At 59.3% G+C, this 11997-nt stretch carries 10 protein-coding genes and 1 pseudogene; 7 read left to right on the top strand and 4 right to left on the bottom strand.

Annotated features, from left to right (window positions below; translation table 11 throughout):
* Positions 1–192: 192 nt before the first annotated feature.
* Positions 193–2907 (top strand): autotransporter, encoded by a 2715-nt coding sequence (locus JFU57_RS33480; RefSeq protein ID WP_274609826.1) that lies wholly within the window; start codon positions 193–195, stop codon positions 2905–2907.
* A 163-nt stretch (positions 2908–3070) separates the two neighbouring features.
* Here the strand turns inward: JFU57_RS33480 and JFU57_RS26980 are convergent, their stop codons facing one another.
* From JFU57_RS26980 to JFU57_RS33355, 3 genes and pseudogenes are all read right to left on the bottom strand, one after another.
* The gene (locus JFU57_RS26980; RefSeq protein WP_201131406.1) at positions 3071–4012 is read right to left on the bottom strand and encodes a GGDEF domain-containing protein; all 942 of its coding nucleotides are present in this window, start codon (positions 4010–4012) and stop codon (positions 3071–3073) included.
* Between the two features lie 106 nt (positions 4013–4118).
* Complete coding sequence (gene chrA / locus JFU57_RS26975) at positions 4119–5477, bottom strand: chromate efflux transporter (protein WP_201131405.1); 1359 nt, start codon at positions 5475–5477, stop codon at positions 4119–4121.
* Between the two features lie 92 nt (positions 5478–5569).
* Positions 5570–5713, bottom strand: a pseudogene (locus JFU57_RS33355) (two-component sensor histidine kinase); the annotation flags it as partial.
* 19 nt (positions 5714–5732) lie between these two features.
* Between JFU57_RS33355 and JFU57_RS26970 the strand changes: the two are divergent.
* The 5 genes from JFU57_RS26970 to JFU57_RS26950 all read left to right on the top strand — a co-directional run bounded on the left by JFU57_RS26970 (position 5733) and on the right by JFU57_RS26950 (position 10338).
* Complete coding sequence (locus tag JFU57_RS26970) at positions 5733–6383, top strand: hypothetical protein (protein WP_201131404.1); 651 nt, start codon at positions 5733–5735, stop codon at positions 6381–6383.
* Positions 6384–6472: 89 nt separating this feature from the next.
* Complete coding sequence (locus JFU57_RS33730; RefSeq protein ID WP_201131403.1) at positions 6473–6736, top strand: PAAR domain-containing protein; 264 nt, start codon at positions 6473–6475, stop codon at positions 6734–6736.
* 210 nt (positions 6737–6946) lie between these two features.
* Positions 6947–7867: a ribokinase gene (rbsK, locus tag JFU57_RS26960; RefSeq protein WP_078468872.1), complete on the top strand. Its 921-nt coding sequence runs from the start codon at positions 6947–6949 to the stop codon at positions 7865–7867.
* A 69-nt stretch (positions 7868–7936) separates the two neighbouring features.
* Positions 7937–9268, top strand: a complete 1332-nt coding sequence (gene fucP, locus JFU57_RS26955) for an L-fucose:H+ symporter permease (RefSeq protein ID WP_078468873.1) — start codon at positions 7937–7939, stop codon at positions 9266–9268.
* On the top strand, positions 9265–10338 hold the full coding sequence (locus tag JFU57_RS26950) for an aldose 1-epimerase family protein (protein WP_201131402.1): 1074 nt from the start codon (positions 9265–9267) through the stop codon (positions 10336–10338). The genes fucP and JFU57_RS26950 overlap by 4 nt, the downstream gene beginning before the upstream one ends.
* Positions 10339–10358: 20 nt before the next feature.
* Here the strand turns inward: JFU57_RS26950 and deoR are convergent, their stop codons facing one another.
* Positions 10359–11129 carry a DNA-binding transcriptional repressor DeoR gene (deoR, locus tag JFU57_RS26945; protein WP_078468875.1) on the bottom strand — a complete coding sequence of 257 codons (771 nt, stop codon included), beginning with the start codon at positions 11127–11129 and terminating at the stop codon, positions 10359–10361.
* Positions 11130–11244: 115 nt separating this feature from the next.
* Between deoR and deoC the strand changes: the two genes are divergently transcribed.
* Positions 11245–11928 (top strand): deoxyribose-phosphate aldolase, encoded by a 684-nt coding sequence (gene deoC / locus JFU57_RS26940; RefSeq protein WP_201131401.1) that lies wholly within the window; start codon positions 11245–11247, stop codon positions 11926–11928.
* The last annotated feature ends 69 nt before the right edge of the window (positions 11929–11997 follow it).

Below are 11997 nucleotides of genomic sequence, written 5' to 3'. Positions count from 1 at the left end.
TGGCTGTCTTTAGTGTGGTTGTCTTTACGGCCTGCGACTGCCTTGTCACACAAGGAATGAACATTCACTCCTATTAAATAAGCGCCAGCCTTGATGGCGGAAATGCGCTGTCGCGAGCAAAAACCAGCGACCCTGGAAAGCGCCGATTGTTTGGTAATTGTTTATCTTTTCATCAGTTCCAATGAGATGTTTATGAAATATAACCTCCAGCACTTTCAACGCAACCGCACCGGTTCTGCGATACGCCTGACTTTTTTCTTCGTGGCATCTGTAGGTTCCACATTCACCCCTCTCATGTCCGCTTCTGCTGCGGACATCATTTATACCGGAAGCCCTTCTGATCTGAAGGCCGATCCAACGGGAGATACATCAACCCCGAAAAACAGCCTGTTGCCGAGTGATGTGTCGAATAACACCGTTATTGTCGGCGATCCTGATGCTGCCACTCGGGAAGTTTGGGGTTCGAGTGGCAGTACCCTTGTCGCTCCCTATGTCATTTATGGTGGTGTGGATGTCGGCGCGGATGGCGGCGCTCACGCAGTCGATATACATGGCAATAACGTGACGGTGAGTAACGTCCAGTACAGCTGGGACGGGCAAACAGCATTCAATGGCAAGGATTTGCAAACCGGGAGCGGTGGCGGTGTTGGCGGTATGGGCGGCGGCAGTGTTTATGGTGGATTGAGTGTCGGTGGCACCGGCGGTTCGGGTGCGGTTCGTGTCGGTGGGAACGGTGGTTCTGTTTACAACAATTCCATAACGCTGAGGCAGGTGCTGTTAGAGGGGGCCGCCGGTGGTACTGGCGGTTCCAGCGGCAGCGGAAACGGCGCTGGCGGCGTTGGCGGCATGGGTGGCGGTAGTATTTATGGTGGGTTGAGTATCGGTGGCGCCGGCGGAGGCATGAAGGGTGATGGCGGTAGTGGGGGCGATGTTTACAACAACTCGGTGACCTTGACCGATGTCGTGCTGACAGGTTCAAAAGGTGGCGACGGTGGTACAGCGGTTCAAAGCTCTACCTCGGGCGGTGTTGGCGGCATGGGCGGCGGCAGTGTGTATGGCGGCCTGAGCATTGGTGGCGCTGCGGGTTTGTTCGATTTCCTGGACCTGTCCGGCGGCAGTGGCGGTGCGGCAGGAAAGGTCACCAACAACCATTTGCTCCTCACGAATGTGACGCTGACGGGGGCAGCAGGCGGCAGTGGCGGCAGTGGTAGCAGTGCTGACGGCATGGCGGGCATGAGCGGCGGCAGTGTCTATGGCGGCTTGAGTGCCGGCGGCGCCGGTGCGGATGCTGGCGGCAACGGTGGTCAAGTCACTGACAACAGCATCGTCCTCTCAGGCACGTCATCCCTCTCTGGTGATATCTACGGCGGCTACAGCAGTGGCGGCGCTGCGGATACCGATAGCGGTGGCCTCGCCGGTCTGGGCGGGAACGCCAATAACAATACGGTGACGCTGCAAGGCCCTGACTTGACGATCGCCGGCTCGGTTTATGGCGGCTATAGCGTTGATGGCGATGGCACGGTGCAAAACAGCAGGGCCTTTACCGGCAACACCCTTAACCTCAATGGCTACAGGGGTTCGCTGGCCGGCATCTACAACTTTGAAACCTATAACTGGGTCTTGCCCAAGGACGTAGTCAACCAGGACACCTTGATCAGGATCACCGGTACCGACAAGGTCCAGCTTGATAACACCCGGCACACGATAGCCATGGAAAACGATGGCAATCGTCTTAATGCGGGTGACATCGTGACCCTTATCGATAAGGCCGAGGGCACTCCAACGCTTACGACCCAGCAGGTCAAGCAGGGGCATTTCATCATTTACGATGCAAGCCTGAAGACCCGCAATGACGGCCTCGTCTTGAGCATTGACGGCAAGCAGGACGCTACGCCTGCCGGTCGAATCAACCCGACTTCAAAAGCCTTCCTGGAAGGCCGAGCAGCGTCTCTTGCTTTCACCAATCAAGGGGCTGATTTGATCAGTGATTACGCAATCAGTGCCGCTGATTCAAGTGTCAAACGAGCCCGGCAGGACGGGATCAACCTGACGCCATTCGTGCTGCTCAATGGTGGTTCCAGCCGTTACAACACGGGCTCTCATGTTGATGTACGGGGTTTCAACATGCTCTTCGGCGTGGCCACCTGCCTTGAGCTCAAAGACCAGAGCGCCATTACCCTGGGTGTCTTTGCTGAGCGGGGTGATGGTGATTACGACAGCTACAACCGCTTCTCTGACTACGGCTCTGTCCATGGCACCGGCAATGTGCGTTACACCGGGGGTGGTGCGTTGTTTCATATGGACGTCGCCGGCACTGCGCTGAACAAAACGCCCTCATCGAGTACCCGTGGGCATGCGGGGCTGTACCTCGATGGATCGGTACGTACGGGTAATGCTGACCTGAGCTTTGACAGCCATGACCTGACGGATGCCGAAGGGGTTCGTGGCACCTACAACAAAAAGTCCAAGTACTACGGTGCTCATGGTGCAGTGGGGTATGTGCTGAATCTGGATGAACAGCAGTCGCTTGATGTGTACAGCCGTTATACCTGGACCCGGCTGGAGTCGGATAAGGTCAGCATCGGTAAAGACACCCTGAGTTTTAATACCTCGGACAGCTCCCGTCTGCGCCTGGGTAGCCGTTACAGCTACGCCTACACACAGAGAATCAAACCTTATGTGGGAGCAGCCTATGAGCATGAGTTCAAAGGTGATGTGTCGGGTAGCGCCTACGATCTTTCAATCGAGAAACCCGTGCTCGGTGGTAGCACAGGGATCTTTGAGATGGGTGTGACCATGAACCCACTGGCTTCTGCCGAGGCCCTGAGTATCGATGTGGGTGTGCAAGGGTATGTCGGTGAACGTGAGGGCGGCGCGGGCACCCTTAAAGCCAGTTACGCGTTCTGATACGGCTGCAGGTCGTGCGCCCCGCAGGCGGGATGTTTTAGTTTCATCATCACCTTACCCGAGGGGCAGCCGCCCTCCATGGAATCCCTATGACCCGTGCGCGGTGTGGCGGAGGGCTGAGTGGCTAAGGACAGTCAGCCAACACTGTCCTTAGCCGCGGGTATCAAACGTCTAGAAACTGAAAAAACTGATCTCTGCCCCGTTGTTTAGCCCTATAAAGCGCTTTGTCGGCTTGTGCCACTAAGGCACTGGACGGTTGCAGCGGGCCGAAGGTCTGAACCGAAAAGCCGATGCTGATGGTCAAATAGCCCGAGGTGGACGCGCAGTGCGGTATTTTCAGATCCCGTACACGCTGGCACAGCGATTCGACATACAACTTGGCCTGGTCGTGCGTCATGCCGTTGGAGAGGATGACAAACTCTTCGCCGCCATAGCGGGCTGCAAAGTCAGAGCCGCGCTGGAAGGTATGACTCAAACTGTCCGCGATACGTATCAACGCCTTATCGCCCGCTGGATGCCCATAAAGATCGTTGAAGGATTTGAAGTGATCGACATCGATCATGGCCAGTGTCAACGAGTCGCCGTTGCGGCAGGCAATTTTGCATTGGATTTCCAACTGCGTATCAAAGAAGCGGCGGTTGTAAATGCCGGTCAGCCCGTCTTTTATAGAGAGCTGTTCGAAGTGCATTTTCATTTGTTCGAGTGACTGATGTTCATCGCGTAACTGTTGCTGGATCAGGACTCGAGAGGTGACGTCTTTTTGAATGCCAATAAAGTTAGTGACCGCTCCAGTCTCATCGTGGATGGGCGAGATGCTTAGTTCATTCCAGAACATGGCGCCGTCTTTACGATAGTTGCGCAAGGTCACCAGACAGTATTCACCCTGGCAGATGGCATTGTGAACAATGTCCAGTTCTGGTTGTTCTCGGTCGTTGCCTTGCAGGTAGCGACAGTTAATGTTGGTTATTTCTTCGGCTGAGTAGCCGGTCATACGCTCAAAGGCCGGGTTTACAAAGATTAATGGGTTGTCATCCAGGCTGTTGTCGGAAATGGTAATGCCATCTCTTGAGTCCATGACGGCCTGTTTGAGAATTTCAATATTCATGCGAAATTCGCTGTTTTCAAGGGGGATCGAATCCGTTTCGCAACCAATGGAACTGCGTTTTTTGCAGTGTAGTTGCTGCCGGAGCGCACGGTTTTTTTTGCCGCTGTCAGCGCAGCAGATGCACCGCCAATCCGACGAGTGCGCACGCCATCAGCACCTGAATGATTCCCCGCTTGAACCGGAACAAGGCAATGGCCGCTGCAATCGCGATCAGCACCGATGGCCAATCGAGGCTGCCGCCCACTCCCTGTGGCCAAAGCACGTGATAACCGAAGAAGCACGCCAGATTGAGAATCACCCCGACCACGGCTGCGGTAATGGCGGTGAGGGGGGCGGTGAACGTGAGTTCGTTGTGGGTCGACTCCACCAACGGTCCGCCGGCGAGGATGAACAGAAACGAGGGCAGGAAGGTGAACCAGGTCACCAGGGTGGCGGCGACGGCTCCAGCCAGAAACACATGCTCACTGCCGAACACTTGTGTGACATAGGCCCCGATGAAGCCGACGAAGGCCACGACCATGATCAGTGGCCCGGGTGTCGTCTCGCCCAATGCCAGGCCATCGATCATGTGTGCCGGTGTCAGCCAGCCGTAGTGAACGACCGCGCCCTGGTAGACATACGGAAGCACCGCGTAAGCCCCGCCAAACGTCAGCAAGGCCGCTTTGGTGAAGAACCAGCCCATTTGGGTCAAGGTGCCTTCCCAGCCAAAGAGCGCGGTCAGAATGCCCATGGGCACGGCCCAGAGGGCGCCGCCAATCAGGGCCAGCGATGCCAGTTTCATCCAGCTGAACCGGGCATGCTCCGGGGGCTGGGTGTCGTCATCGATCAAGGCTGGCCCGAAGGATCTTTTGTTCGTGGCATGGCCACCTGCTCTGAACTTCTCGGGCGCCAGGCGTCCGCCGACATAGCCGAGCAGTGCCGCGCCGGCAACGATCAGCGGGAATGGAATATTGAACGCGAAGATGGCGGTGAATGAGGCCGCGGCTATTGCCCAGAGCCAGGTGTTTTTCAAGGCCCGAGAGCCGATCCGCTGGGCGGCCTGGGCGACGATCGCGGTCACGGCAGGCTTGATGCCATAGAACAACCCGGCCATCACAGGCACTTCACCGAAGGCGATGTACATCCACGACAACGCGATCAGGATGAACAATGAGGGCAGCACGAACAGCACGCCCGCGATGACCCCGCCCCAGGTTCGGTGCATCAGCCAGCCGATGTAGGTTGCCAACTGCTGCGCCTCCGGCCCGGGCAGCAACATGCAGTAGTTGAGGGCATGCAGAAAACGTCGATCGGAGATCCAGCGTCGCCGCTCCACCAACTCCTCGTACAGGGTGGAAATCTGCCCCGCAGGCCCGCCGAAACTGATGAACCCGAGCCGCAACCAAAACCAGAATGCCTCGCGAAGGCTGACGGCTTCCGGCCTCGACGGTGGGTGCTCAGCGGTGGGTGCCAAAACCTTGCTCATCGGCTTGCTCCTGTTCTGCACACACATATTCGGTGAGCACACCGTCGAACATGGCGCCGGTGGCCACTACGGGGTGGTCGTCGAAGCCTGGATTAAGTCAGTGACATTTCGAGGGTTGCGCGCAGCCCTGCGGGTTGGATGTTTTCCAGCCGGATCTGTCCGCCGAGGCGAAAGGCAATCGCTTGCACAATGGTCAGCCCCAGCCCTGCGCCCTGGTCATTGTCCCGGCTGTAGAACCAGAGATTCGCTTGGCGTTTGATCAGCCCGGAAAATTTCGTCCAACGCCGCCTACTAATCCGTTTTAACCGCGATACCCGCCAAGTCTATCTGCATCGCCCACGCTACGCTGGCGGCATTACTACCCTGGCCTTGGATCAGATTTCCCCTCAACCTGCGGTAGGCGAGGACGAAGCGGCCAATATCGGCAGGCAACTGGTACTGGCCTGGGACCCCGCCGTCACCGGCCTCCCGCACCTCCATCTGATGTTTGTTGGCAAGGTGGCCGATGGCACCAGCGATATCGTCAATCTGTGGGAGTTTATCTGCCGTTATATGGAGGAAGGCCCACAGTCCGTGCCCCCAGCCGAAGAAACTGCTGGGCAAGATTCCCTGGTTCTGGTTGTCATTGCTGGCGCCGTGGAGTTTTTTCAAGCCACTGTGGCAGGCCGGAATGCGGCGCCAGGTCATCTTGTGGGTCACGTTGGTATCGCCAGTCCTGTTGCTGCATGCCGCAGGTCACTGGATTTCGCTGCTTCTTTGCTGGGAGCCGCGCTGGCCGAAAATCATTCGCGAAGCGGGATTGCCTGGCAAGCCGGTGCCTGCGCTGTCCACCGCCAGCAACTGGCCGCCACTACCGACGGTGAAAACGTCCCCGGCCAAACCGCGACGATCGCGAAAGCAACCTGACGCCCCGATCCCGACACCCGAGTCAAAGAAAAGGTCTGCCCTGGACAAGTCGTCACACCCGCGCAAGATCCACAACACGAGGACCGAGCATGACTCACCCATGGGTTGTCCTTGGTGATTCCAGTAGCCATGGTGGCGCCGTACACACGGCAACGACTGGTTTCACCGACAACGGCATTCCGGTAGCCGGCCAAGGAGATACGCTGGCATGCCCCACACACGGCATGGTGGCAATCCAGGCAGCAGGCAATGGCGTGCACGGCAACGGCAGGGCACCTGCGCGCGAGGGTGATGTTGCAAGCTGTGGCGCGCGGTTGATTGCCTCCCAGCACAGGTTGACTTGGGCTGGGTAGAGTCGCCGCTCAAAATGCCTTTTAGCTCACACCGCCACCGCAACACCCTGCATGACGCAGCCTTCGGACTGCGTTTTTGTTTCTGCCGGCGGCGCGAAATTTTCGCGCAGCAACAAGAAAAAGGTTGAATAGTCACATCAAATGTTATTTAAATAACAAAAATAATAACGCTGTGGTGCTTGCCACGACGTGCACAAGGTAAAGATATCCATGAATAAGATCGCGGTCATCGGCAGCAACATGGTGGATTTGATTACCTATATCGACCGGATGCCCCAGCAGGGCGAGACCCTCGAGGCCCCGGGTTTCGCCATGGGCTGTGGCGGCAAGGGCGCGAATCAGGCGGTGGCGGCGGCCAAGCTTGGCAGCGGGGTGTTGATGGTGACCAAGCTGGGGGATGACATGTTCGCCGATAACACCCTGGCCAACTTTCAGCGCCATGCCATCGACTCGCGCTATGTCACGCGGGTGCCGGGCGTCTCCAGCGGCGTGGCGCCGATCTTTGTGCAGAGCGATTCCCATAACAGCATTCTGATCGTCAAAGGCGCCAACGCGCATTTGAAGCCGGCGGATATCGACGCCGCAGAAGCGGCATTGCGTGAATGCAGGCTGATGGTGCTGCAACTGGAAATCGACCTGGCGACCGTCTACTACGCCATCGAATTTGCCAAGCGCCACGGCATTCCGGTGTTGCTCAACCCGGCCCCCGCCGTCGCCGGGCTAAGCCGCGAGCATCTGGCGCAGCTGGACTTTTTCATCCCCAACGAAAGCGAACTGGCATTGATCACCGGCAAGGCGGTCGATGGCCCCGAGAGCGCGCTGCTTGCCGCCCGGGAGTTGGCCGCCCAGGGCATTCGCCACGTCATCGTCACCCTGGGCGAACAGGGCGCGTTGTATGTGGGCGAGGAGGGTGAGTTTCACGTGCCGGGGCGCAAGGTCGTGGCCCGGGATACCACCGGTGCCGGTGACGCCTTTATCGGCTGCTTTGCGCACTACTGGACTCAGCAGGGCGACATGCGTGCAGCCATGACCCGGGCCGTGGCGTACTCCGCCTGCTCGGTCACCGCCCTCGGCACCCAGAGTTCCTACCCCGACGCGGCCAGGTTCGCCGAGTTTTTTGAAGAGCGTTGATCCCACGCTCACCGCAGTTGGCCACACCCGCGTGGCGCTGATGCGCCCTGAATCCCACGGAGAATAACAATGACAAAAGTCCCGCTCCAACAGACCCCCGATGGTTTCTACCTCAACCGCACGCCCTGGTTCGCGTTCTTGCTGCTGTGCAGCATCTTCGCGCTGTGGGCGGCCGCGGCCAGCATGAATGACGTGTTGATCGCCCATTTCAAGAAAGCCTTCCTGCTCAGCGATTTCCAGACCGCCTTCGTGCAATCGGCGTTTTACCTGGGCTACTTTTTCGTGGCGATTCCGGCGGCCATGGTGGTGCGCCGCTTCGGCTACAAAAGCACGATTCTGGTCGGCCTGATGTTCTACATGGCGGGCTGTGCGCTGTTCTTTCCTGCGGCATCCACCGCGACCTACGGCATGTTCCTGATGGCGCTGTTTGTGATCGCGTGCGGGCTGTCGTTTCTCGAAACCGCCTGCAACACCTACTCGACCCTGATGGGCCCGCGTGAAACCGGCACCCGACGCCTGAACATCTCGCAAACCTTCCACCCGTTCGGGGCTATGGCCGGGGTGTATGTCGGCAGCTTTGTGATGTTCAAGGACACCGACGCCACCCATGAACAGCTGACCCAGATGAGCGCCTCGGAGGCGGCCATCCAGCAGTTGGAAATGATCCAGTCGACCTTGCTGCCGTACAAATGGATGATCGCCGTGCTGGTGCTGATGTTCATCCTGATCGCCATTACCCGCTTCCCCGCGTGCCGTGGCAATGCCAAGTCAGACGTGAAAAAGCCCAGCCTCGGCCAGAGCCTGGTGCGCCTGTCGCGCAACCCGCGCTTTACCTTCGGGGTGCTGGCGCAGTTTCTGTATGTGGGGGCCCAGGTCGGGGTGTGGAGCTTCACCATTCGCCTGGCGATGCAGATGGGCGGAATGAACGAGCGCAGCGCGTCATGGTTCCTGCTGACGACCTTTGCCGCTTATTTCGTGGGCAAGATGATCGCCAACCTGCTGATGCGCAAGCTGCACCCGGCCAAGGTCCTGGCGATCTACGGCGTGCTGACCATTGTCCTGCTGGCCTACACCATCCTGGTGCCGAACATCAGCGCGGTGTACGCGGCGGTGGCGGTGAGCATTTTCCTCGGGCCGTGCTGGCCGACCATCTACGGCCTGACGATTGAAGGGCTGGGTGAAGACACCAGCGTCGGCGGTTCGCTGCTGGTGATGAGCATCGTCGGCGGCGGGGTGATTCCGGTGTTCCAGGGCCTGCTGTCAGATGCCACCCACGGCAATATGCAACTGGCCTACAGCGTGCCCCTGCTGTGCTTCGTGGTGATTGTCGCCTACGCCTATTCCTGCATGCGCCACAGTCGCGCCACGCAACCTCGGGCCGGTGCGGTGGTGGCCTCATGAATGCCTTCACCCTGGCCTTGTCTCCCGAGCAGTTCAGCGGGGAAGAAAAGACCCTGCTGCAATCCGCCGACTTCCGCGTGCTGGCCTGGACCTACCCCAGTGGGGTCAAGGCCCTGGCGCTGGAAAACGCCCGTGGCCGAGTGGTGGCCCTGCCTTATCAGGGGCAGATGATCTGGTCAGCGACCTTCGATGGCTGCGACCTGACCATGCGCAATATGTTCAGCCAGCCCAGGCCCAGCCCTACGGTGATCGGCACCTACGGCTGCTTTATGTTCCACGCTGGTCTGCTGCGCAACGGTTGCCCGGCCCCCGAGGATACCCACCCGCTGCATGGCGAAATGCCTTGCGCGCCCATGGACGCGGCCTGGCTCGAAGTCGGCGAGGACGCTGCGGGCCTGTACCTGCGTCTGAGTGGCGACTACGAGTATGTGCAGGGCTTTGGCGACCATTACCGGGCCACCCCGACCCTGACCCTGCGTGCCGGTTCGGGGCTATTTGATATCGGCATGGCGGTCACCAACCTTGCGGGCAAGGCCATGGAGTTGATGTACATGGCCCACATGAACTACGCCTACATTGCCGGGGGCAGCCTGGTCGAGCCACTGGCCGGAGCCCGGGCGCGGGTGCGCAGCAGCGTGCCGGCCCACGTCAAGCCGACCCCCGAGTGGTCGGCCTACATGGCGCAGTTGAGCCAGGATCCCTCGCGCCTGAGCACCTTGGACACGCCCGCGCTGCATGACCCGGAAGTCGTCTGTTTCTTCGAAGCAGTCCCGGCCGACACCGCGGGCAACGCGCATTTTCTGCTGGACCACCCAGCAGGCCCGGCGTTTTACACCCGCTACCGACCCGATCAGTTCTCCCATGCCACCCGCTGGATCCTGCACAACGCTGACCAGGGCGTGGCCGCCTTCGTCTTGCCGGCCACCTGCGAACCCGAGGGCTACCTGGCGGAAAAAGCCAAAGGCCATGTGCGCTCATTGGCGGGCGGGCAACGCGCAGTGTTCAACGTGACCACCGGCTACCTGTCGGCTGAAGAACGGCGCCGCCTGCGGGATGAATTGGGCGGCTGATGTGCGGCGGCGAGGGTGGTTCAGACCACCCACTGCGCGCCGTATTGGGTGATCAGTTCGCGGTAAGGCTTGGGCAGTTTCTTGTCGGAGACCACCACGTTGAATTGGTCCAGGGTGGCGAAATGGGCGGTGCGCACGACGTCGAACTTGCTGTGATCGGCCAGCAGCATGCAGTGCTGGGCCTGGCGCAAGACCTTCTGCTTGACCGCGACTTCATTGAAGTTGAAGCAGGTCACGCCGAAGGTTTCGCTGACGCCTGCGGCCGAGATAAAGGCCCAGGTCAAGCGCACGCTGTCGAGGATGCTGCTCTCGTCGGCATGCTCGAACACCTGGTTCTTGCGATGGAAGGTGCCGCCACACAGGACGATAGTGCAGTTGGGCTTCTGTTGCAGCTTGAGCAGCACGTTGAGCGAGTTGCAGACCGCGGTGAACTCCAGTTCATCGGCAATGAAATCAATCACGAAAGGTACCGTGGTGCCGCAGTCGAAGAACACCGTGTCGCCGCTCTTGATAAATGCAGCCGCGAGCTTGCCGATGCGGCGTTTCTCTTCCACGTGGCGGGTGCCCTGTTCCGTGACCTTGTAGTCGGGCGCGTCGGCCGGGTCGAAGGCCAGGGTGATATGTCCGCCGAGCAGATGAAACTTGTCCGGGTAGCGGTTGAGATCCCGGCGCAGGGTCATTTCCGAGACTTCCAGCAACGCGGCCATTTCCCGCAGGTGGATCGCTTTTTGGTCCTGCAGGGCTTGCTGGATCAGTTTGATGCGTTCTGATTGTTTGCTTTCCACAGGCATTCCGATCGGCTAGTAATGTTGTAATTACATCATTTGTTGGTATTATATTAACATCTGTTGGGCGAGCTTTCTAACGTATTACGCCCATCGTGCTCCTTCACCAGGAACGGATTTCATGACCTCAATCACACCCGCAGCACTTGCACAGTTTATCGACCACACCTTGCTGGCGCCTGACGCGACGCGGCAGCAGATCGCCGTGTTATGCAAAGAAGCGCAGGAGTACGGGTTCTATTCCGTGTGCGTGAACTCGGGCCAGGTGCCTTATGCCGCTCAATTGCTCAGCGGGCAGAACGTCAAGGTCTGCGCTGTGGTCGGGTTCCCGCTGGGCGCCGGGCTGAGCGAGAGTAAAGCCTTCGAAGCCCAACAGGCAATTGCCGCAGGTGCGGGCGAGATCGACATGGTGCTCAATATCGGCGCGTTGCGAGAGGGGCTGCTGGACACGGTGCGCGACGACATCGCCACGGTGCATCAAGCCTGCGGCTCGGTGCCGCTGAAAGTGATCCTCGAAACGTGCCTGTTGGACGAGGAGCAGAAGATCCGCGCCTGTGAAATCTGCCGTGAACTGGGGGTGGCCTTCGTCAAGACCTCGACCGGCTTCAGCCGCAGTGGCGCCACCGCCGAAGACATCGCCCTGATGCGCCGCGTCGTCGGCCCGCAGATGGGGGTCAAGGCGTCGGGCGGGGTGCGTGATTACGCGGCTGCAGTGGCCATGATCGAAGCCGGCGCCACTCGCCTGGGCACCAGTTCGGGAGTGAGCATTGTCAGTGGCAAACCGGAGGGCGGGGCGGGTTACTGATTTCGCCAGCACCTTCGACGTCTGTCGATGTTTGAAAAAAGGAGCCTCGGCTCCTTTTTTCGTTGCCGA

This window comes from Pseudomonas sp. TH07, assembly GCF_016651285.1.
Lineage (GTDB): Bacteria > Pseudomonadota > Gammaproteobacteria > Pseudomonadales > Pseudomonadaceae > Aquipseudomonas.
Note: the sequence above shows the minus strand (reverse complement) of the source record. Positions and strands in the feature narration are given on the sequence as shown.

Coding starts and splice junctions, on each gene's coding strand:
- JFU57_RS33480 (WP_274609826.1), top strand. CDS start 193: ATGAAATATAACCTCCAGCACTTTCAACGCAACCGCACCGGTTCTGCG.
- JFU57_RS26980 (WP_201131406.1), bottom strand. CDS start 4,012: ATGAATATTGAAATTCTCAAACAGGCCGTCATGGACTCAAGAGATGGC.
- chrA (WP_201131405.1), bottom strand. CDS start 5,477: ATGAGCAAGGTTTTGGCACCCACCGCTGAGCACCCACCGTCGAGGCCG.
- JFU57_RS33730 (WP_201131403.1), top strand. CDS start 6,473: ATGACTCACCCATGGGTTGTCCTTGGTGATTCCAGTAGCCATGGTGGC.
- rbsK (WP_078468872.1), top strand. CDS start 6,947: ATGAATAAGATCGCGGTCATCGGCAGCAACATGGTGGATTTGATTACC.
- fucP (WP_078468873.1), top strand. CDS start 7,937: ATGACAAAAGTCCCGCTCCAACAGACCCCCGATGGTTTCTACCTCAAC.
- JFU57_RS26950 (WP_201131402.1), top strand. CDS start 9,265: ATGAATGCCTTCACCCTGGCCTTGTCTCCCGAGCAGTTCAGCGGGGAA.
- deoR (WP_078468875.1), bottom strand. CDS start 11,129: ATGCCTGTGGAAAGCAAACAATCAGAACGCATCAAACTGATCCAGCAA.
- deoC (WP_201131401.1), top strand. CDS start 11,245: ATGACCTCAATCACACCCGCAGCACTTGCACAGTTTATCGACCACACC.